Source organism: Burkholderia sp. THE68, from assembly GCF_009938265.1.
GTDB lineage: Bacteria > Pseudomonadota > Gammaproteobacteria > Burkholderiales > Burkholderiaceae > Caballeronia.
Genome location: NZ_AP022317.1, coordinates 212,975 through 232,397, shown reverse-complemented (window position 1 = coordinate 232,397; position 19,423 = coordinate 212,975). Strand labels below are relative to the sequence as shown.

The window sequence follows — 19,423 nt, the reverse complement described above, 5'->3', positions numbered from 1 at the left end:
TGGAGGCTCCTAACCACCACCGAAGGAGGTCCACCATGAGTCGCATCGCCATTCCCGCCGTCGCCAACGCCACTGGCGACACCGCCGACGTCTACGCACGCGTTCGCAAGATCGCGGGCGGCAGCGTGCCGAATCTGTTCGCGGCGCTCGGCCATCTCGCGCCCGCGACGTTGAACGCCGCGCTCGACGCCGAAGGCGCGCTGGCCGCCAGCAGCCTGAGCAAGCAGGATCTGGAAACCATCAAGCTGCTGGTCAGCGAGCAGACGGGTTGCGACTACTGCGTAGCCGCGCACGTGATGCTGGGCAAGATGACCGGTCTGACGCCGGAAGCGCTCAGACAGATTCGCGCCGGCCAGCCGACCGGTGATCCCAGGCGCGATGCGCTGATCCGCTTCGTGCGGCTTTTGCAGACGACGCGCGGCACGATTGGCGCTGACGAACTCGCCGCCATTCGCGCGGCAGGCTATCGCGATACGCAACTGGCGGAGATATCGCTGGCGATTGCCATGACGATCTTCACCAACACGTTCAATCGCATCAACGACACCGACGTCGATTTTCCGCCCGTCGAGTAATGCAGACACTCGCGAGCGGATCCGTCCGCTCGACATCAAATCATCCGTTAGCTGATTGGGAGAAGGTCATGTCTCAGATCGAACAGTTCGATACGTTGATTCTCGGCAGTGGCCAGGGCGGCAAGCTTCTGGCGTGGCATCTGGCGCGCTCGGGGCAGCGCGTGGCCGTGGTCGAGCGGCAATGGGTAGGCGGCTCGTGTCCCGCTGTCGCGTGTCTGCCGAGCAAGAATGAAATCTGGAGCGCGCGCGTGGCGCATCTGACGCGGCATGCCGCCGATTTCGGGGTAGCGACGGGACACGTACTCGTTGATATGGCGAAGGTTCGCGATCGCAAACGCGGCATGGTCGAACGGGAAGCCGCGTTTCACGTGCAGGCGTATGCATCGAGCGGCGCCGAGCTGATCATGGGCGTCGGACGGTTCGTCGGGCCGAAGACCATCGAGGTGCAGCTCAATGACGGTGGCACCCGCACGCTTCGCGGCGATCAGGTTGTGGTCAACGTCGGCACGCATGCCGCGATTCCGGACGTGCCGGGCCTGGCGTCGGCCGATCCGTTGACGCACATCGGCGCGCTGGATCTTGATCGCGCGCCATCGCATCTGATCGTGATGGGCGGCGGCTATATCGGCGTAGAGATGGCGCAGGCGTATCGGCGCTTCGGCAGCCGCGTGACGATCATCGAGCGCGGTGCCCGGCTGATGGCCCGCGAAGATGCGGACATCGGCGACGAAATGCTGCGCATACTTCGCGCGGAAGAGATCGACGTCGTGCTGGACGCGCAGACGATCCGTGTCGAAGGGCACTCGGGCACGCAGGTGCGCGTCGTCGTGCGCACGCCTTCGGGCGAGCAGACCATCGAGGGAAGCGACATTCTGGTCGCGGCCGGGCGCATTCCGAACACCGCCGATATCGGCTTGGAGCGTGCAGGCATCCAGTTGGACGAGCGCGGTTATATCCGCGTGAACGATCGGTTGCAAACGTCGGCGCGCGATGTGTGGGCAATTGGCGAGGTCGCGGGAAGCCCGCAATTCACGCATGTTTCCGTCGATGATTTCCGGATCGTGCGCGACAACATGGCGGGCGGACATCGCAGCACCGGCGATCGGCTGATTCCATACACGCTATTCACCGATCCGCCGCTCGCGCGCGTCGGCCTGAGCGAAACCGATGCACGGCGCGAGGGGATTGCCGCGCGCATCGCGACGCTACCAATGAGCAGTGTGCTGCGAACCGAAGCGACCGACGAAACGCAGGGCTTCATGAAGGTGCTCGTCAGCGCGGCAGACGACCGCATTCTCGGCTTCACGATGATCGGCTCGGAAGCGGGAGAAGTGCTGGCAGCGGTGCAGACGGCGATGATCGCAGAACTTCCTTATCCGAAGCTCCGGGATGCCGTGATTTCCCATTTGACTATTGCCGAAGGTCTCGGACCACTGCTATCCAGGTTGCCTGAGCGCGCCGTGTAGTAGTGGCGCGCGTAGCCCGGGAGTTCGAGCGACCGCGCCTCGTGCGAAGCATGTTGTCTTCTTTTCGCGTTCCGTGCGTGCGGAACGCGCCCGCCGCAATTGAGGGTGGGCGCGCTCCGCGCCGCTTGGCAAGCGGCAGCGGTGCGGGGAGGGGGCGCTCGAGCAACGCGGTGTATGTAAGCAGGGAAGTCACCGGACCGTGCGGACCACGCGGACCGGCCGACGCGAACATCTCGGCCTTTGCGGACGTTGAAGCCGGCTGCGGTCTACGGCTTCAGCCCGACGCATTGCTGATCTTGGCGACATCGCCCGACCGGACTGCAACCGACTGCATCCGCGAACTCACACTCACGACCCTCTCCGGTCACACGCGTTGCTTTCGCTCGAAGATCGCTTCCAAAGGTGCAAACGGTCACTCGTGCTGTCACGTCGGCGGCCCCGCACGGTCCATGGCCACCTTTCGTCGGATATCAATTTTAGGGGTGCAAAACCACTGATGAACCCGCAAAGCTCCTGCGCAGTGCAGTTCGATCGCATCGCCTGCCGGTCGCCCCGAATTCGCCGGACTGAATGCTATTTAAGGGAGAAAACTGGTCCTGTAAGACCTAAACTGATATCCAATGCCGCCAGTTCGCGATACTGGCCAGCGCCCGAGGCGAAGCCTCAATTGGCGCGGCGAGTACATCAACTGCCGCAGCCCTTGGAGGAGAATGTCCATGAAGAAATTAATACTACTGGCATGCGTAATGCTTTCCACGAATGCGTTTGCAGAATGTGCGACGAACGCCCGTGGCGAGACGGTCTGCGGCAACGGACAGACGGCCGGCGGCTATAACCGGAACACAGGTACGGGCTGGACGTCACAGACGAACCAGAATGGTGTGCATACGACGCAAACCAACCGGGGCGGAGAAGCTCAGACGAAGAACGGCAAAGGCGTGGTTCACGGCCCCGGCGGACAAACCTGCTACCGGACCGCCAACAGCCACGGTTGCAACTGACGACCGTTAAGCACGGATTGTCACATTCAAATCAATGGGCCGCTGCGAGTAACGAAACGTCGATGGATCGACGATTGAAGTGACGCCCCGAAGGACTTCACTCATCAGCGACGCTGGTCAGGAGCATCCGACGGCCCGCTGTCAGCGGCAAGCCTGACGCTCAGCTGTCCGCGAGTGGACTGAGGCGGATTACCGGACCTGTACGGTCCCCGAAGGTCGCAGTCCGAGCGCCGAGCATACACGGCGACTCGGCCCGAACTTCCGTGCGCTCGGCATAGAGGTCGACGATGCGCTCGAGATTTCCGAACAAACGGAGATCTAAAAAAGGTCGTGGCCATCCGACGGCGCGCGATTTGTCGTCGCCGAACTCCCCTAGCACCTTGATTTCCTTGCCTTCCGGGCTCACCAAGACGTATGGATTCCATGATCCATGGCCTTCCATGTATCGGTGCTGGCTCGTCACTAGGTAGCCCGCGTGTTTACCGTGCTGGACAACCGCAAAGCCATTGCCGTTTGTAACAAACCGCTCGCGACCGCCTTGAACCGAAACGGCATGAATCGCTTTCGATGTCGCCCACGCTGCCGTGTTGAAATAGAGCGTCGAGCCATCCGGCGAAAACGTAAGTGAGTTGATGCCAGATAGCTCGTTCTCAGGTTGCGCCGAATGCGCTGCTGTAACGATCTTCCTGGACACATGGTGAACGTCGAACAAACTGGTTTGTTGAGGGCGTTCTGAAGTACCACAGAACGCTTGGTACGACGTTGAATGCGCTGATCGACACGGGCTTCGAAATTCGCCGGGTTGAGGAGTTTGCTCCAACACCCGGACAGATAGAGGAGATGCCGCAATTGGTCGAAGAACTGGAGCGCCCCATGATTCTGATGGTGTCTGCCTCCACATAGATGGCCCGCATGGGTTCGGGTGGACGGCCGCCGTCAGGCAGTGACCGGCCAGTTTGCGACATTCGGCAGCCAGCAACGTACGACCGTTTTAAGGCCAGTACGGTCACTGGAGTCGCTCAAATTGACGTCTTGTCGATTTTGGGCTGATAGCACGCAACCTCGACCCTTGCCGTCGACTCGCGGACGAGCGTGACTAGGAGCGCCTGTCAATTCGAGTCTGGCCATCGTTATACGCGTCGAGGAACGCATCCGACGCCACGTGATCGGCGAGCGAGCGCAAGCTGGCAGCCGAATCGCGGCCCAATATCTGTTCTACGCGCTGGTTTGCCTTTGCCCAATAGGCGACGGATTCGTGCAGGCGGGCCGTGCCAACGTCCGTCAAAACGGCGCGCTTGGTCCGTCTGTCTTGCTCATCCGTGCGCAATTCCACCAGACCATCCCGGATCAGCGGCCGCAGTGCATGCGTCACAGCCGAAATCTGGATCGCGAGCTTGCCCGCGAGATCCTGCAAGGTGGGCCATTGACGGTCACGAGCAGCCGCGAGCCGTTCGATATCCGCCAATAACCCAACCTGCGTTGCCTTCAGGCCTAACGGCGCAAGCGCATCGTCATACAGATTACCGAGGCGCCGTGCCGCGCGCCTGAGCGACGTATTGGTGCACACCAGATCCTCAAAAAGGCTCCTCTCTTCGCGCGGCGCTCGGCCCACGCCGACTGCGGAGGCAGCCGTTTCATCACGTTTCTTTCCCATGACGTAAGGATGGTTGAGTACAGCACCGTTGACAAGTACCAATGATATCGCTATAAACTTGAGCCCTCAATCAAATAATTGAGCCCTCAACTTAATTTAGCGGAGAAATGCATGTCCACTTCCAGGAAAACCGCCGTCGTGACCGGCGCATCCTCGGGTATCGGCGCTGTCTATGCTGACCGTCTGGCCGCGCGCGGCTACGACCTCATCCTGGTCGCGCGGCGTGCCGACCGCCTCGCCGCGTTGTCGAGCAAGCTGTCCGAGACGCACGGCGCCAAAGTTCAGGTTCTTGTCGCCGACCTCGAGATGGACGCGGACATCGCCAGTGTCGAAGCGGTGCTTGCGAACGATGCCAGCGTGCATGTGCTCGTCAACAATGCGGGCTTCGCCCGGCTGCGCCCGCTCGCGCAGTCGTCGTTGAACGATTCGTCGTCGCAGGTGGCGCTGAACATTACGTCGCTGACGCGACTCACACACGCCGTGCTGCCTGGATTTCTGTCGCGCAACGACGGGGTGATCATCAACATCGCTTCGGTGCTGGCTGTCCACTCGTTGCCGGTGAGCTCGGTTTATAGCGGTACGAAGGCTTATGTGCTGGCTTTTACGCGCGGTCTTCAGGATGAACTGGCGAAGACTGGCGTGAAGGTGCAGGTTGTGCTCCCCGCGTCGACCGCGACTGAAATCTGGTCGGAAGGCGTATCCGGCGTGCCGCTGTCCGCGCTTCGACCAGAGACCGTGATGAGCGCGGAAGACATGGTCGACGCGGCGCTGGCCGGTCTCGACAACGGAGAAGCGGTCACCTGGCCGTCGGTCGCCGACGAAAGCCTGTGGGCGAAGTACGATGCGGCGCGCGCCGCGTTGTTCGCGGCGACGCAGACGGGTACGCCTGCACCGCGCTATCGGAAGGCTTGACCGATACTGACGGCAGATCCTGTTCGCGTAAGCATTCGCGAGGATCTGCCGAAAGATTGCGAATGGCAGTGACTCGTTACGAGACCATGTTGCCGCCAGACCAGGCAGTCCACCTGTCCATATCTGCTGCCCGTATTCATGTGGATGATGGGACGAACTGGCTTTCTGCAAAAGAGGATATCGATGACGCTCCATGGAAAAGTCGCCTTGATCACCGGTGGCAATAGCGGGATCGGCTTGGCTACGGCTCGCCGGTTTATTGCCGAGGGTGCGAAGGTCGCTATAACCGGCAGGAATGCATCGACGCTTGCACAGGCGAGAAGCGAACTGGGCGAGCATCTGTCGACGTACGAGCTCGACGTAAGCGACGCAGCAGCCATCGAGCCTGTCGTTAGTCAGATCGCAAAGGATTTAGGTGCGGTCGACATCGTATTCGTGAACGCCGGTGCGGCAGGGATGACGCCGTTGGGCGGGACGACGCCAGCCGTGTTCCAGGCCTTGATTGCCACGAACCTGACCAGTGTTTTCTTCACCGTGCAGGCGTGTATTCCGCACCTCAAGACAGGCGCGTCGGTGATCTTGAATGGGTCGGTGCATGCTGTGCAAGGAGTGCCGGGCTGGTCTGCCTATGCCGCAGCGAAGGGCGCTGTTCGCTCACTCACCCGTGTCATGGCGGCCGAATTGGCCCCTAAGGGTATTCGGGTGAATCAGGTGACGCCGGGCGCCACTCGCACACCCATCTGGGATGTCGTGGCAACGTCACAGGACGCAATGCATTCGCTCGAAGCAAAACTCAAGCAGAAGATTCCGCTGAACCGCCTTGGTGAGCCGGATGAAGTTGCCGACGCAGTGCTCTTTCTGGCGTCGAGCGCATCGTCCAACATCACCGCGCAGGAGATTGTGCTGGATGGTGGCGCGACGGGCGCTCCTCAGGGGGCGCCGATCTACCGCGCCTGATTGGTGATGTATTTGCGATATGACCTGATCGCCGCGCTGGCGAAAGACCGACCTGATCTCTCGCCGACCACTCAAACTTGCTGTGTGCAGGCCCTTCGTGAGCCTGCTTCCCGCGGCCCTGAAAGCCCGGGCGACGCCGTCACGATAACGACGCCACCTTGCCGATCCGGGGCGTGACGCGGTTTATCGCGCAACGTGACCCACGTGGTGACCGAGGCGCAGTTCAAAGTCGCCATCCTGCTGCAAACCCTTCTCATACATCTTGCCAATTAACGCTTGCGTTTCCGGCCACGAAGTCGTGCCAATAAAAGCCTGGTTCGACGACCAGCGATCCGCCTCGGTCGGAACACCCGCGCGCGCGTTGACGAGCTTCTTCGCGAGTTCCAGGGCGCGCTTTTCGAAGCTAGCGACGCGGCGGGCGAAATTGTCGACAAAGGCGTCCAATTCCACATCAGGGATCGAACGATTCACCCAGCCGTACTTTTCGGCGGTGTCGGCATCGAAATCGTCAGCGCCGCAAATGATCTCCAGCGCGCGCGACCGGCCAGCAAGCGCGGCAAGCCATTCTGTCGCGCCGCCGCCCGGGACCACAGCAACGCCGACCTCGACCTGTGCGAGCACGGCTTTTTCCTTCGACGCGAAACGCATGTCGCAGGCCAGCGCCAGTTCAGAGCCGTGGCCGCGGGCACGACCGCGAAGCTTGGCCACGCTGACTACGCGTGATTGCGCGAGGCGCGTGACGAACTTCGGCCATGCGCTGAATTCAGCGGCACCCGGTTGTTCGGGGACGACTTCGCCGCGTTCGAGATCGTAGTGCGCCACGAAGTAGTCGGGGTTGGCGCTTTCGAACACGACGACCTTCAACTCGCGATCGGCTTCGATCTTGTCCATCAAGACATTCAGCTCCGCGAACATTTCCGGATCGTACAGATTGATCGGAGGGTTCTCGATGATGATGCGCCAGTAGGCAGAGGTTTCCGCCTTGATCGTGAGTCGGTTCTGAGTAGAAGCCATGAGGTTCTCCAGGATTCGGGTTGGGCAACGTCGGCGATGGATTCGCCAAATCTGGTTTCTTTATGAAACCACGTGAGTAGCTTATCGATTCTGGTTCGTTAATGCAACCAAAATGTATGGGCGACTCGATGGCTGTTGCTTAAGGCTGTTCGCTGAACAGACTGGATCTGGCAACAGTCATGTCCGTCACTTCCGTCCAAAATGTCTCATGAATATTGGTTGCATAAAACTACTAGAATGGCTACCATCACGCTGACATGTTTCAGGTCGGGCCCGCGCTGAACCATCGATGTGGCGCTCGACATCGATCCCATATCGCAAGCGTTCAGGAAATTCGCAATGCCCACTCAACAGAAAGACCCCAGTCGTGATTCGACCTATTCGTGGCCCGGTGTGCTGGCCGTCGCGCTCGGCGCACTGTCGCTGGTCGTCACCGAGTTTTTGCCCGTCGGCTTGTTGCCGGGCATCTGTCGCGACCTAGGCGTAACCGAAGGAACAGCCGGTCTTGCTGTTACCGCGACCGCAATTCTTGGTTTCATCGCCGCACCAGTCACTGCCATTGCGATCGGCCGGGCCGATCGCAAGCGGGTGCTGCTCGGGCTCACGGCACTGCTCATCATCTCCAGCGTGCTGTCATGGAAGGCAGAGACCTTTGCAACTTTGCTGATCGCGCGCGTGATCCTGGGCATCGGGGTCGGCGGATTTTGGGCGATCTCGATTACTGCTGCGGCGAAGCTTGTCCCACCGGAAAAAGTGCATGCGGCTTCGTCAATCGTGTTCGCAGGCATATCGATCGGCTCGGTCATCGCAGTGCCGGCCGGTTCGTACATCAGTGCTCATGCTGACTGGCGCGACGGATTTATGGGTGCCAGCGTGCTCGCGATCGTTTGCTTCGCGTTGCAGCTTGTCTTTCTGCCGTCGCTCAAGATGAAGCACGGTGTGAACGTGCGCGATTTCTTCGGTTTGCTGAAGGATCCCAAGGTTCGCGGAATCTTCCTGACTGTCATTTTTATTGTGGCCGGTCAATACGCAGGTTATACCTTCGTCACCCCTTATCTGGAGCAAATCACGCACCTCAGTACCGCGATCGTGAGCATTCTCCTGTTTGCCTATGGCGTTGCGACAGTCGTTGGAAACTTCGTAGGGGGCGCCTTCGCTGGTCGTAATTTGCACAACACCGTAGTCGCAACAGTCTGGATCTTCGTGCTGTCGCTGGCGGCTATCGCGGCGTTTGCCGCCAGCCCGTTGTTTGCTGGCTTGGCGCTGCTGGTGTGGGCGGTGTCGTGGGGAATGGCGCCGGTCGGCACCCAGCTGTGGTTGTACAACGCGACGCTGCATGCGCCCGAAGCCGCGCAGGCGATGAACACGAGTGTGTTTCAGTTGTCGATCGGGCTCGGCTCGCTGGCGGGTGGTATCGCAGTCAACTATGCGGGGCTGCATAGCTCGATGTGGCTTGGGGCGCTGATTCTGGCCCTGGCGGTGCTGATGGTGTACATCATCGGCCGCATGAACCAGCAGACTGTTACCGCAGCGTAATACCTGGTTTGACAGATTGCTACCGTTCGACCGCTTCGTTTGGGGCGCGCGTTGACGTACGAGGGTAAAAGGAGAGAAGCATGCAACCGACTGCAGTTGTGGTGGGCGTGGGATCGGAGGAGGGCTTAGGTGCCGCAGTGGCCCGCCGCTTCGCTCGTGGGGGTTTTCACGTCCTCGTGGGCGGTCGGACGATCGAGAAGCTCGAGCGGGTGGTCAAGAGTCTTGGCGAAGGCAATGGCACGCCTGTTGTCGGAACCTGCGTCCCGATGCGGTCGCACACCGAGGGCCGGATGGATTGCTGAACATCGACGCCATTGCGGAAACGTATTGGCAACTGCATCTGCAACATCCGACTGCGTGGACTCAGGAAATCGATCTGCGTCCATTCAAAGAGAGCTTCTGATGCGCGCCTGTTGCGCGCCCTGCGCAACGGCTTCGTCGTGCTGCTCAGGCTAAGGTCAGACAATGATCGCCGGCATCTAGTTCATCGTAATCACGCGCGACACCAACACATCCTTCGGTTGTAGCAGGCGGCCGTCTTCCGAGCGCAATTCGAGTTTCTTGAGGGGGCGCTTCTTCTTCGCGTCCAGCGGAAGCGAGCCCAGTTCTTTAGACTCGTAAAGATACTCGCCGCCCCATTGGCCAAGGGCCACGAGAACGGGCAATAGTGCTTCGCCCTTTTCGGTCAGCGTATATTCCTGGTATGCGCTGCCATCGGACGCGGGCACGATTTCCATGATGCCCTGCTCGACCATCGACTTCAGGCGACCTGACAGGATATTCTTGGGGATGCCAAGACTGCGCTGGAACTCACTGAACCGGCCGATGCCGGCGGTTGCGTCGCGGATGATGAGTAACGACCACCAGTCGCCGATCGAGTCGAGCGCCCTGGCAATCGCACAAAGATTTCCTTCGAAGCTTTTGCGTTTCATAGCTGACTGCCTTCGCGTAACCTGCCCAGCATAGCACATATGGTTTAATAACGAAACCAATCGCATAGGAGCTTCCGATGCGCTCGTTCGAGCGCTTCGCCAAAAGAGAGGCAGGCGTTTCCCATTACACAACCAGATACTCGTAGCGCCCGCGAAAATCGTTCTGTTTCACGGCCTCGGGCGATCGGTGAACGTGTGTATTTGGCCATGGGAGTGAGCGCTGCATATCGCAGCCAAAGGGTATTCAACCCCGCGCTTGCAATGCGGCAGAGTATGCGTGTACACGTCACGAAAGCAATCGACCTGCTAAGAGCCTGAAATCTAAGCGGCTGGTCTTCAGCGCCGGGCGCCGCGATCATCGTCGTGCGGTTTGTCGCGACCAAGACACGACGATGCGCATGGCTGATATCCCGACATAAGCAGCCGCTCAACGCAGTGGCGCCTCTTGACCGAATTGGGTCGACGGTAACCGAACAACCCGCGAATCGCTCACGCAAAATCTCATCAAAGCCACCAGCGCACGTTGTCAACGTACACCCCGTCTACGCACCCATCCAGCTCACATGCGCGCTTACCACCCGCCAGCCGTCCGGCATCTTCACCCACGTCTGGCTCTGTCTGCCGATGCGCGGTTCGCCATCGCGCCGGAACTCGATATTGGCGACAGCGAAAGCATCGCCGTATGTCGTCACGACGCGCGCCGTGATCGTGCGCGCGAGGCCCTGGCCGGGCCGCGCGGAGCGAAACGCGCGAATCGCGTCGTAGCCGTAGAGGTTTTCGGTTGCGCCGTAGCGCAGCGTGTGCGGTGAGTCCAGAAAAAGCATATCGAGCACGGCGACGTCGTTGGTGACGAGCGCGTGCTCGTAGGCGTCGAAGGCCGCGTCGACTTCGGCGAGCACGGCCGGACGATTGATCTCGATCATGCATCCGCTCCTGAAGAAAGCAATGCGTCGTCGAACGATGGCGGCGGCGGACAATGCGCGACCTGCGCCGCTTCGAGTCTGCGCGCGGCTTCGAACGCCAGATCCTCGCGCCACGGCGGCGCGATCAGTTGCACGGCGATCGGCAGGCCGCTCTGCGTGGGCATTGGCACGGCGACGACCGGCAGGCCGAGGCACGACACCGGCTGCGTCAGCAAGCCGAGATTGGGCCGCACGGCGAGCCGCTCACCGTTGATGTCCATGAACTCGTCGCCGATACGCGGCGCGACCATCGGCGTGGCGGGCGCGACGAGCACGTCGTAGCGTTCGAACAGTTCGAGCACGCGCATTCGCAAAGCCGCGCGCACGCGCTGCGCCTGCACGATCCACGCGGCCGGCAAAAGCGCGCCCGCAATCAGCCGGTCGCGCGACAGCGGTTCGCGTTCGTCGTAACGCGCACGCAGATTCTCCATGTGCAACTGGCCGCCTTCCGCTGCCGTGATGAGAAACGCCGCGCCGCGCGCCGCGTCGGCATCGGGATAGAGAACTGTCTGCGACGCGCCCAGCGCCTCGGCCGCCGCAAGCGATGCTGCGCGGGCATCGTCATTCGCGTGATCGTCGAAATAGCCGCCCAGGCGTGCCACGCGCAATGCGCCGTGCTGCGGGTTCGCCGGTTCGAAATCGCGCTGCGCGCACGCCGGATCGAGCGAATCAGCGCACTGCAAGGCATCGTAGATGGCGGCAAGATCGTCGACACTGCGGGCGAACGCGCCCATGTGATCGAGGCTCGCGACGAACGGATACGTGCCGTGCCGCGACAGGCGTCCATAGGTCGGCTTCACGCCGAACACGCCGCACAGCGATGCGGGCACGCGCACCGAACCGTTCGTGTCGGTGCCGAGCGTGACGGGCACGAAGCCCGCCGCGACCGCCGCCGCGCTGCCTCCCGACGACCCGCCCGCCGAACGCGTCAAATCGTGCGGATTGCGGCACGGCCCCGCGTGAAGGTTCTCGGTGGTGAAGCCATACGCGAATTCGTCCATGTTCAGCGCACCGACGAGAATCGCGCCCTGTGCGACGAGGCGCGCGACGAGCGTCGCATCGTGCGTGGCGGGCGGTGCGTTCGCGAGCACGCGCGATCCGGCGATCGTCGCGATGCCTTCGATATCGAAGAGATTTTTCGCGGCAAATGGCACGCCCGCCAGCGGCGGCAAGCTGTCGCCTCGCGCGCGCTGAGCATCGAGCGCGTCGGCTGCGATGAGCGCACGTTCGCGCGTAACGGCCGTGAACGCGTTGACTTGCGCATCGTGTGCATCGATCCGCGCGAGCGTCGCTTCGATCAGTGCGCGTGCGCTGAATGCGCCATCGGCATAGGCGCGTGCGATGGCCAGCGCGTCATCCGGAAAACGATCGTGTGCGGTCATGGGCGATACACCGGTGCAGGTTCGTCGCTCGCATCGACGCAATAGGCGAGCACGGGCGCGGCAAGCTGCGCGATGCGCGCGAACTGCGCTTTCACGCGCGCGGCGGCTTCATCTGAAAGTGCCGGGAAATGCAGCGCGAGCGCGGCGTCGGCATAGGCGTCGAGCGCGGCGTCGGAAGAAGAGGACATGGCGTTCATGCTCACGAAAGAGTGGGGAAGAGTTGACGGACACGCGCGATCAACGCGCGATCACTCCCGCGCGGACCGATGAACGACAACGCGAGCGGCCCGCCGGCTTCATTCGCGACCGGCACCGTGACCTGCGGCAGGCCAGCGAACGCGGCGACCGAGTTCATCGTGAGCGCATCGCGGTAAAACACACCGATGCCTTCGGGCGATTCATCGATGGCGAGCAGCGCGCGCGGCGTCGTCGGCAACACGATGAGCGCCTGATTCACGATGCTTTCGACACGCGCGGCAAGCGTCGTGCGCAGGATGCGGCAGCGTTCGACTTCCGCGTCGTCGAGCGACTTCATCCGCGCAAAACGCGTGGCGATGTCCGCGCCGAAGCGCGGTGCGTGGGCATCGATCCATGCGCCCAGCGAGGCGCGAATGGCATCGTCCTGCAATTGCTGATACACGTGCAGCCAGCGTGCACGATCACCTGAAAAGATCTCGATCTCGTCATGCGCCATCGACAGTTCGCGCAGGCGTCGCGCATCGTCCGGCTCGCGCTCGGCACGTGTATCGAAGGCTTCCTTGAAGAGCACGAGCGATGCGGGCGCGTCGAGCGCCGCGACGTCATCGAGCAATACATCGGCGACGCGCGCGAGCAACTCGCCCGAACGCGCGAACCAGCCCACGGTATCGAAGCAGGGCGCGAAGGGCAGCACGCCTTCGAGTGCAGCGTGATCGTGCGTCGTGCGAATGCCCCATAGCCCGCAGAAAGCGGCGGGCACGCGCACCGAGCCGCCGGTATCGGTGCCGAGCGCGAAGTCGACCTCGCCGCTTGCGACCGCCGAAGCCGACCCGCTCGACGATCCGCCCGGCAACGCATGCGGCCAGCGGGGATTCAACGGCGTGCCGTAATGCGCGTTCACGCCTTCGAGGCTGTAGGCGAGTTCATCGGTGATGGTCTTGCCGTCCACCGACGCGCCCGCAGCGAGCAGCTTCGCGACACAAGGCGCGTGATGCGCGGCGGGCGCGTGCGTGGCGAGCCAGTCGGGATTGCCGCCGCCCGTCGTGACGCCGGCTACATCGATCAGGTCCTTGACGGCGAAACGCAAGCCGTCGAGCGGGCCATGCGCGCTCGCCTCGATGCGCAGGCGCGGACCGGGAACGAAGGCGCTCATCGTGCTGCTCCTTTCAACGCGTCGGCGAATTGCAGTGAATCCGCCACGAAGCCATAGCACTTCTTCACGTTCCAGATGCTCGCTTCCGTGCAGAACGCGGGTGACGACGTCGCGCAGCAATCGGTCAGCATCACGCAGCCGTAGCCGAGGAAGTTGGCGTCGGTGAGCGTGTTCATCACGCACTGATCGGTGTTCACGCCCGCGAAGAAAAGCGTGCGCGCGCCGAGATTGCGCAGAATGCTGTCGAGCGGCGTGTCCCAGAAGCCGCTGATACGGTACTTGTCCACGCAGATGTCCTGCGGCTCGATCTCTAGTTCGTCGACGACCGCCGCCGCCCACGAGTCCTTTTCGAGCACGCGCGCGCCGTGCTCCGGCAGCGGTTCGCCGAGCCCGATGCCCGTGCCTTTCGGCTTGTAGAGATGCAGCTGGTTCGGCGGCATGTTGGCGAGGTCGGGGCGGTTGCCCCAGTTCACCCAGATCACCGGCACGCCGCTCTCACGCGCGAGCGGCAGGAGGCATTGCAATGGTGCAATCGGTGCGCGGTCCGCACTGTAATCGCCCCCGATGTGGTCCACCCACCCGCCTTTGGTGCAGAAGTCGTTCTGCATGTCGATGATCACGAGCGCCGATTTTTCGATGTCGAAGCGCACCTTCTGCGGTTCCGCATCGAGTATCGCGATGCGCGGCGCGGGCGCCTGTACGGCCATGTCGACGAGCGCGCCGGTGGCATGCCAGCGGGTCTGCGCGAAAGCCCCCAGCGGGCCGCCAGGCATCGTCTGGCTTGGGTTTGATGCGTGCTCCATCGGGTTCTCCGAAGCGTGGGATCGGTGCCGGCGGGCTGGGTCGAAAGCGCAGCGCGGCGGCGTTAAACGTGAGTGTTCCTGACAACATGGGCAAGCGGTCCTTCATCGAGCGGCACGCACATTGGCATCGAAGTTGCAATGTGCATTTCAGTCATGAATAACCTACTTACCGAAAGTCAACGCAAAAGGAGTGCCAGTGATGTTCAGCCTGCAACAAGCATCGCGCGAGAAATTGCGCCGCCGTCTCGTGCACCGCGTCGTCGTGACGGCGGGTGTCATCGCGCTTGCCGTGCCCGCGTTCTTTCTCTCCGATGCCTACGCCGCCGATGACGCGATGCGCGTCGGCGTGCTGATTCCGGGCTCGAAGACGGACAAGGGCTGGATGGAATCGGGCTACGACGGCGTCGTCGCGGCGCAGAAGGAGTTCGGGCCGAAGCTCAAGACCCAGATCATCGAGAACATCAACTATGCGGACATGGAGCAGGCGCTCACGAATCTCGCGACGAAGAACCAGCTCGTGATCGGCATCGGCGGACAGACGCAGGCGGCCGTGCTCAAGATCGCGAAGCGCTTTCCGAACGTGAAGTTCTCGGTCGTCGGCGGCAACAAGGGCGAAAACATGCCGCCGAACGTCGCGGGCTACGACGTGAAGCAGGCCGAGATCGCGTTCGTCGCGGGCGCGGCCGCCGCGATGCTGTCGAAGAACGGCGCGGTGAGTTATGTCGGCGGCATGGAGATTCCGTCGATCGTCAACGCGGGCAAGGAGTTCGGCAACGGCGCGCGCTACGTGAATCCGAAGGTGAAGTACTTCGAGAGCTATACCGGCGACTTCGACAACGTCTCGAAGTCGCGCGAAGCGACCGCCGCGGCCATCGCGCAAGGCGCCGACGTTCACTATCACATCCTGAACCTCGGCCTGCGCGGGCTCGAACAGGCGGCGAAGGAAAAGAATACGCACGTCATCGGCAGCTATACGGACCGTTGCGGAAGCGATCCGCTGTATATCGCGTACAGCATCACGGGCGTGGGTTATCAGGCGCAATACGCGATCGAGCAACTCGAGAAGGGGCAGTGGCAGCCGGGATACAAGGCGTTCGGCCTCGCGATGGGACCGAAGGCGTCGGGCATGGTCGTCTGCAAGTCGACGCCCGCGATGGACGCGAAGCTCAAGCAGATCGAAGACGACATCCTGAGCGGCAAGATCAAGGTGTCAGAGGGATGAGCGCGCTTCCTTCTCCGCTGCCCGAAGCCGCGCCGATTCTCTCGCTGCATGATATCGGCAAGCGCTTCGGCACGTTCACCGCGCTCGATGGCGTCTCGCTCGACCTGATGCCGGGCGACGTGCATTGCCTGCTCGGCGAAAACGGCGCGGGCAAGTCGACGCTGTGCAACGTGATCTTCGGCGTGCATCAGCCGGATTCCGGTGCCATGCGCGTGAACGGCGCGCCCTACCGTCCGCGCAATCCGCGCGAGGCGCTCGCGCACGGCATCGCGATGGTGCATCAGCATTTCAGTCTCGTCGATGATGCCAGCGTGCTCGACAATCTGCTGCTCGGGCAGGCGCGCGGATGGCTGAATCGTCCGCGCGAGACGCAGCGTGTGGGCGATGTGCTCGCGAGCGTCGGGCTCGAACTGGCGCTCGATGCGAAGGTCGCGGATCTGTCGGTCGGCGAGCGGCAGCGCGTGGAGATCGTGAAGTGCCTGATGCGCGAGCCGCGTCTGCTGCTGCTCGACGAACCCACGGCCGTGCTGTTGCCCGCCGAGATCGATGCGCTGCTCGATACATGCGAACGCGTGGCGAGACGCGGCTGCGCCGTGGTGCTCGTCACGCACAAGCTCAAGGAGATCAGCCGCATCGCCACGCATGCGACCGTGCTGCAATCGGGGCGCGTGGTGGCGCGCTCGGCATCGCCCGCGACGGAGATCGACAGGCTCGTCCACGCGATGATCCATCGCGAAGGCGACGACACGCCCGACGATCTCGCCGCGCGGCTCTCGCTCGTCAAGAGCGCCTCGCCGTATTCGCGCCCGCTGCAGGACGAAGTCCTGCAAATCGATGGCCTGAGCGCGCGCGATGCCGAAGGCGTGACACGGCTCGCGGACTGCACGCTCGTCGTGAATCGCGGGGAGATCGTCGGCATTGCGGGTGTGGAGGGCAATGGTCAGAGCGAACTGGGCGCGGTGCTCGCGGGCATGTCGAACGCATCGGCGGGGAGATTTTTCATTGCGGGCCGCGACATGACTCAGGCGAGTCCGCGCGAACTGACGCACGCGGGCGTGGGCATCGTGCCGGAGGATCGTCACGCGGTGGGCTGCGTCACCGGCATGAGTCTCGCCGACAATCTGCTGCTCAATCATCTCGATCGCTATACGCGCGGAGGCTTCTTGAATCGCCGCGCGATGCGCAGCGCCGCGCTGGAACTGATGCAGCGCTTCGACGTGCGCGCCAGCGGCCCCGATGCGCTGTTCGGCGGCCTTTCGGGCGGCAATCAGCAAAAGGCGGTGCTCGCGCGCGAACTGACGCTCGATCCGCTGATTTTTCTGCTCGCCGCGCAGCCGACGCGCGGTCTCGACGTCGGCGCGGTCGCCGCCGTGTATTCGCACATCCGCGCGGCGCGCGATCGCGGCGTGGGCGTTCTGCTTATTTCCTCCGAACTCGACGAGCTGATGAGCGTCGCCGATCGCATCGTCGTGCTGTATCGCGGCCGCATCATGGGCACGTGCACGCCCGAAGCGGGCAATCGCGGACGCATCGGCGCGTGGATGGCGGGCGCAGGAGAGACAGCATGAATCCCCACATGAAGCTGCAAACACCGCTCGCGTCCACGCCTGGTACGCAGAGCTGGCGCGCGCGCTGGCCGCAATTGCGGGTGGCATGCGTGATCGCGGCGGCCGTCGCTTTCGCGATATTCGCCGCGCTCGCGTTGATCGCGCTGATGCACGTTTCCATCGCCGATGCGCTCGCCGCGTTCGCCGATGGCGCATGGGGCTCGCCGTACGCGATCGGCGCGTCGATCAATCGCAGCCTCGCGTTCGCGCTCGTCGGCACGGGCTTCGTGATCGCGAACCGCGCGAAGCTCACGAACGTCGGCGGGGAAGGGCAACTCGCGATCGGCGGCATCGTTGCGACCGCGATGAGTCTCTACGGCGGTTGCGCGCATCTGCCCTTCGGCCTGGCGTTCATCGTGCCGATGCTGTGCGCGGCTGCGGCGGGCGCGATCTGGGGTGGCGTGCCCGGCGTGCTGAAGGCGAAGGCCGGCACCAACGAAGTCATCAGCACGTTGCTGCTTTCGTTCATCGCGGTATGGCTGCTCTACTGGTGCGTGCAGAGCGAAGCCCTGCTGCGCCAGCCGATGACGACCGGCGCCACTCTGCCCGAATCGCTTGAAATTCCCGATCCGACCAAGCTGCCCGCGATCCTCGCCGCGAGCGGCATGAGCCTGAACATCGGCTTGCCGGTGACGATCGTGCTCGCGGTTGCATCCGCGATCCTGCTCACGCGCACCCGCTTCGGTCTCGCGCTGCGTGCCGCCGGGCTGAACGCCATCGCGGCGAAACGCGCGGGCTTGCCGATCGCGTCGTCGCTGGTCGGTGCGCTCGCGCTCGCGGGCGCGTTCAGCGGACTCGCCGGCGCGCTGATGCTGCAAGGCGATCAATACTCGCTCAAGGCGGGTTTCTCGTCGGGCTATGGCTTCGACGGGCTCGTGGTCGGCCTGCTCGCGCGCGGATCGATCACCGGCGTGTTCGCCGCGGCGCTGCTGTTCGGCTTTCTACGCTCGGGCGGCATCAACATGGAGATGGTCGCGCAAGTGCCTTCGGCGCTCGTGCTGATCGTGCAGGGCATCGTCACGATCGCGCTCGCGGGCGGCGCGTTGTGGCTCGACCGGGGAGAAGCACGGCGATGAATCTCGAACTTCTGGCGGTCTTCGCGGGCGCATCCATTCGTCTCTGCGCGCCGATGATGCTTGCCGCAACCGGCGAGCTCGTGAGCGAGCGCGCGGGCGTGCTCAACATGAGCGTCGAAGGCATGATGCTCACCGGCGCGTTTCTCGGCGCGACGTTCTCATGGCTCACCGGCAGCCCGTCGATCGGCCTGCTGTGCGGCATGCTCGGCGTGATTCCGCTCGCGCTGCTGCAGGCGTTCCTGAGCGTGACCTTGCGCGCGAACCAGATCGTGACGGGCATCGGCATCAACATTCTCGCGCTCGGCGGCACGACGCTCGCTTATCGCGAGATCTTCGGTGAACGATCGAGCGCCGCGATCCCGGGACTCGCGCACTGGTCGCCGCCCGTGCTCGGACAATTGCCGCTGGTCGGCGAGCCCGTATTCGGGCAGGTCTGGTTGCTGTATGCGGGGCTTGCGGTCTTGCTCGCCACCTCGGTCGTCATGCGCCGCACGGCGCTCGGCGTTGCGCTGCATGCAACGGGCGTCGCGCCGCGCGCGGTCGATCAGTCGGGCCTGCCCGTTGCGCGCATCCGCTACGGCGCGGTGTTGTTCTCGGGCGTGATGTCGGCGGCGGCGGGCTGCTTCATTTCCATCGGCGACATTCACACGTTCACCGAAGGCATGACCAACGGGACGGGCTATCTCGCGATCGCGGCGATCATCTTCGGCAACTGGAAGATCGGACGCACGGCGCTTGCGTGCCTGCTGTTCGGCGCGGCAACCGCGATGCAGTTTCAATTGCCGATGTTCGGCCTGCACGTGCCGACGGCGCTGCTCATCATGCTGCCGTACCTGCTCGCGCTGGTGGCGGTAGCGGGCCTGATCGGCCGGCAGACCGCGCCGCCCGCGCTCACGCAGCCGTTCAAACGCTAGCGGCGGCGCGACGGAGTACCATCGTGTTTCGTCGCGCTGTGTTCAACTCATCGATCGAA

The 19,423-nt window shown here is 63.0% G+C and carries 20 protein-coding genes and 1 pseudogene; 12 read left to right on the top strand and 9 right to left on the bottom strand.

What is annotated here, in order from left to right; all coding sequences use genetic code 11:
* Positions 1–35: 35 nt before the first annotated feature.
* From BTHE68_RS22375 to BTHE68_RS22365, 3 genes are all read left to right on the top strand, one after another.
* Positions 36–575, top strand: a complete 540-nt coding sequence (locus BTHE68_RS22375) for a carboxymuconolactone decarboxylase family protein (RefSeq protein WP_162068508.1) — start codon at positions 36–38, stop codon at positions 573–575.
* Positions 576–643: 68 nt separating this feature from the next.
* Entirely contained in the window at positions 644–2,041 is a 1,398-nt protein-coding gene (locus BTHE68_RS22370; RefSeq protein WP_162068507.1) for a mercuric reductase, read from the top strand.
* Between the two features lie 716 nt (positions 2,042–2,757).
* Positions 2,758–3,042, top strand: a complete 285-nt coding sequence (locus tag BTHE68_RS22365) for a hypothetical protein (protein WP_162068506.1) — start codon at positions 2,758–2,760, stop codon at positions 3,040–3,042.
* Positions 3,043–3,202: 160 nt separating this feature from the next.
* Here the strand turns inward: BTHE68_RS22365 and BTHE68_RS22360 are convergent, their stop codons facing one another.
* Both BTHE68_RS22360 and BTHE68_RS22355 read right to left on the bottom strand, forming a co-directional pair.
* A complete protein-coding gene (locus BTHE68_RS22360; RefSeq protein ID WP_162068505.1) occupies positions 3,203–3,754 on the bottom strand; it encodes a TolB-like translocation protein in 552 nt (183 codons plus the stop codon).
* A gap of 384 nt (positions 3,755–4,138) precedes the next feature.
* A complete protein-coding gene (locus BTHE68_RS22355; RefSeq protein ID WP_162068504.1) occupies positions 4,139–4,696 on the bottom strand; it encodes a MarR family winged helix-turn-helix transcriptional regulator in 558 nt (185 codons plus the stop codon).
* Positions 4,697–4,807: 111 nt separating this feature from the next.
* Here BTHE68_RS22355 and BTHE68_RS22350 point away from each other — a divergent pair, with 111 nt between their 5' ends.
* Both BTHE68_RS22350 and BTHE68_RS22345 read left to right on the top strand, forming a co-directional pair.
* On the top strand, positions 4,808–5,608 hold the full coding sequence (locus BTHE68_RS22350) for an SDR family NAD(P)-dependent oxidoreductase (RefSeq protein WP_162068503.1): 801 nt from the start codon (positions 4,808–4,810) through the stop codon (positions 5,606–5,608).
* 183 nt (positions 5,609–5,791) lie between these two features.
* Positions 5,792–6,565 carry an SDR family NAD(P)-dependent oxidoreductase gene (locus BTHE68_RS22345; protein ID WP_162068502.1) on the top strand — a complete coding sequence of 258 codons (774 nt, stop codon included), beginning with the start codon at positions 5,792–5,794 and terminating at the stop codon, positions 6,563–6,565.
* A gap of 183 nt (positions 6,566–6,748) precedes the next feature.
* On the opposite strand, the gene BTHE68_RS22340 is transcribed toward BTHE68_RS22345, so the two are convergent.
* Positions 6,749–7,579 carry an enoyl-CoA hydratase/isomerase family protein gene (locus BTHE68_RS22340; RefSeq protein WP_162068501.1) on the bottom strand — a complete coding sequence of 277 codons (831 nt, stop codon included), beginning with the start codon at positions 7,577–7,579 and terminating at the stop codon, positions 6,749–6,751.
* Positions 7,580–7,918: 339 nt separating this feature from the next.
* On the opposite strand from BTHE68_RS22340, the gene BTHE68_RS22335 reads away from it, so the two are divergent.
* The 3 genes and pseudogenes from BTHE68_RS22335 to BTHE68_RS36940 all read left to right on the top strand — a co-directional run.
* Positions 7,919–9,115: an MFS transporter gene (locus BTHE68_RS22335; protein ID WP_162068500.1), complete on the top strand. Its 1,197-nt coding sequence runs from the start codon at positions 7,919–7,921 to the stop codon at positions 9,113–9,115.
* A gap of 80 nt (positions 9,116–9,195) precedes the next feature.
* A complete protein-coding gene (locus tag BTHE68_RS36735; RefSeq protein WP_225936357.1) occupies positions 9,196–9,417 on the top strand; it encodes an SDR family NAD(P)-dependent oxidoreductase in 222 nt (73 codons plus the stop codon).
* Positions 9,378–9,518 (top strand): annotated as a pseudogene (locus tag BTHE68_RS36940) (glucose 1-dehydrogenase); the annotation flags it as partial. The gene BTHE68_RS36735 and the pseudogene BTHE68_RS36940, both read left to right, overlap by 40 nt.
* Before the next feature lie 76 nt (positions 9,519–9,594).
* On the opposite strand, the gene BTHE68_RS22325 reads toward BTHE68_RS36940, so the two are convergent.
* The 6 genes from BTHE68_RS22325 to BTHE68_RS22300 all read right to left on the bottom strand — a co-directional run bounded on the left by BTHE68_RS22325 (position 9,595) and on the right by BTHE68_RS22300 (position 14,545).
* Positions 9,595–10,047 (bottom strand): winged helix-turn-helix transcriptional regulator, encoded by a 453-nt coding sequence (locus BTHE68_RS22325; RefSeq protein ID WP_162068499.1) that lies wholly within the window; start codon positions 10,045–10,047, stop codon positions 9,595–9,597.
* Between the two features lie 542 nt (positions 10,048–10,589).
* On the bottom strand, positions 10,590–10,970 hold the full coding sequence (hpxZ, locus tag BTHE68_RS22320) for an oxalurate catabolism protein HpxZ (protein ID WP_162068498.1): 381 nt from the start codon (positions 10,968–10,970) through the stop codon (positions 10,590–10,592).
* A complete protein-coding gene (locus BTHE68_RS22315) occupies positions 10,967–12,391 on the bottom strand; it encodes an AtzE family amidohydrolase (RefSeq protein WP_162068497.1) in 1,425 nt (474 codons plus the stop codon). Before BTHE68_RS22315 ends, hpxZ begins: the two co-directional genes overlap by 4 nt.
* On the bottom strand, positions 12,388–12,579 hold the full coding sequence (locus tag BTHE68_RS22310) for an AtzG-like protein (RefSeq protein ID WP_162068496.1): 192 nt from the start codon (positions 12,577–12,579) through the stop codon (positions 12,388–12,390). The genes BTHE68_RS22315 and BTHE68_RS22310 overlap by 4 nt, the downstream gene beginning before the upstream one ends.
* Positions 12,580–12,590: 11 nt before the next feature.
* Positions 12,591–13,742, bottom strand: coding sequence for an amidase (locus BTHE68_RS22305; RefSeq protein ID WP_162068495.1), 1,152 nt, complete (start codon positions 13,740–13,742; stop codon positions 12,591–12,593).
* Complete coding sequence (locus BTHE68_RS22300) at positions 13,739–14,545, bottom strand: cysteine hydrolase family protein (RefSeq protein WP_162068494.1); 807 nt, start codon at positions 14,543–14,545, stop codon at positions 13,739–13,741. The genes BTHE68_RS22305 and BTHE68_RS22300 overlap by 4 nt, the downstream gene beginning before the upstream one ends.
* 196 nt (positions 14,546–14,741) lie before the next feature.
* On the opposite strand from BTHE68_RS22300, the gene BTHE68_RS22295 reads away from it, so the two are divergent.
* From BTHE68_RS22295 to BTHE68_RS22280, 4 genes are read left to right on the top strand one after another with little or no spacing between them, the layout of a single operon-like run.
* Positions 14,742–15,767 (top strand): BMP family protein, encoded by a 1,026-nt coding sequence (locus BTHE68_RS22295; RefSeq protein ID WP_162068493.1) that lies wholly within the window; start codon positions 14,742–14,744, stop codon positions 15,765–15,767.
* A complete protein-coding gene (locus BTHE68_RS22290) occupies positions 15,764–17,335 on the top strand; it encodes an ABC transporter ATP-binding protein (RefSeq protein ID WP_162068492.1) in 1,572 nt (523 codons plus the stop codon). The genes BTHE68_RS22295 and BTHE68_RS22290 overlap by 4 nt, the downstream gene beginning before the upstream one ends.
* Entirely contained in the window at positions 17,332–18,450 is a 1,119-nt protein-coding gene (locus BTHE68_RS22285) for an ABC transporter permease (protein WP_162068491.1), read from the top strand. The genes BTHE68_RS22290 and BTHE68_RS22285 overlap by 4 nt, the downstream gene beginning before the upstream one ends.
* Entirely contained in the window at positions 18,447–19,364 is a 918-nt protein-coding gene (locus BTHE68_RS22280) for an ABC transporter permease (RefSeq protein WP_162068490.1), read from the top strand. The genes BTHE68_RS22285 and BTHE68_RS22280 overlap by 4 nt, the downstream gene beginning before the upstream one ends.
* Positions 19,365–19,423 lie beyond the last annotated feature (59 nt).

Bases quoted from the DNA above. Each gene is read 5' to 3' on its own strand.
- BTHE68_RS22335 (WP_162068500.1), top strand. From the start codon at position 7,919: ATGCCCACTCAACAGAAAGACCCCAGTCGTGATTCGACCTATTCGTGG.
- BTHE68_RS22300 (WP_162068494.1), bottom strand. From the start codon at position 14,545: ATGGAGCACGCATCAAACCCAAGCCAGACGATGCCTGGCGGCCCGCTG.
- BTHE68_RS22310 (WP_162068496.1), bottom strand. From the start codon at position 12,579: ATGTCCTCTTCTTCCGACGCCGCGCTCGACGCCTATGCCGACGCCGCG.
- BTHE68_RS22355 (WP_162068504.1), bottom strand. From the start codon at position 4,696: ATGGGAAAGAAACGTGATGAAACGGCTGCCTCCGCAGTCGGCGTGGGC.
- BTHE68_RS22290 (WP_162068492.1), top strand. From the start codon at position 15,764: ATGAGCGCGCTTCCTTCTCCGCTGCCCGAAGCCGCGCCGATTCTCTCG.
- BTHE68_RS22305 (WP_162068495.1), bottom strand. From the start codon at position 13,742: ATGAGCGCCTTCGTTCCCGGTCCGCGCCTGCGCATCGAGGCGAGCGCG.
- BTHE68_RS36735 (WP_225936357.1), top strand. From the start codon at position 9,196: ATGCAACCGACTGCAGTTGTGGTGGGCGTGGGATCGGAGGAGGGCTTA.
- BTHE68_RS22350 (WP_162068503.1), top strand. From the start codon at position 4,808: ATGTCCACTTCCAGGAAAACCGCCGTCGTGACCGGCGCATCCTCGGGT.
- BTHE68_RS22370 (WP_162068507.1), top strand. From the start codon at position 644: ATGTCTCAGATCGAACAGTTCGATACGTTGATTCTCGGCAGTGGCCAG.
- BTHE68_RS22345 (WP_162068502.1), top strand. From the start codon at position 5,792: ATGACGCTCCATGGAAAAGTCGCCTTGATCACCGGTGGCAATAGCGGG.
- hpxZ (WP_162068498.1), bottom strand. From the start codon at position 10,970: ATGATCGAGATCAATCGTCCGGCCGTGCTCGCCGAAGTCGACGCGGCC.
- BTHE68_RS22280 (WP_162068490.1), top strand. From the start codon at position 18,447: ATGAATCTCGAACTTCTGGCGGTCTTCGCGGGCGCATCCATTCGTCTC.
- BTHE68_RS22375 (WP_162068508.1), top strand. From the start codon at position 36: ATGAGTCGCATCGCCATTCCCGCCGTCGCCAACGCCACTGGCGACACC.
- BTHE68_RS22285 (WP_162068491.1), top strand. From the start codon at position 17,332: ATGAATCCCCACATGAAGCTGCAAACACCGCTCGCGTCCACGCCTGGT.
- BTHE68_RS22325 (WP_162068499.1), bottom strand. From the start codon at position 10,047: ATGAAACGCAAAAGCTTCGAAGGAAATCTTTGTGCGATTGCCAGGGCG.
- BTHE68_RS22340 (WP_162068501.1), bottom strand. From the start codon at position 7,579: ATGGCTTCTACTCAGAACCGACTCACGATCAAGGCGGAAACCTCTGCC.
- BTHE68_RS22365 (WP_162068506.1), top strand. From the start codon at position 2,758: ATGAAGAAATTAATACTACTGGCATGCGTAATGCTTTCCACGAATGCG.
- BTHE68_RS22315 (WP_162068497.1), bottom strand. From the start codon at position 12,391: ATGACCGCACACGATCGTTTTCCGGATGACGCGCTGGCCATCGCACGC.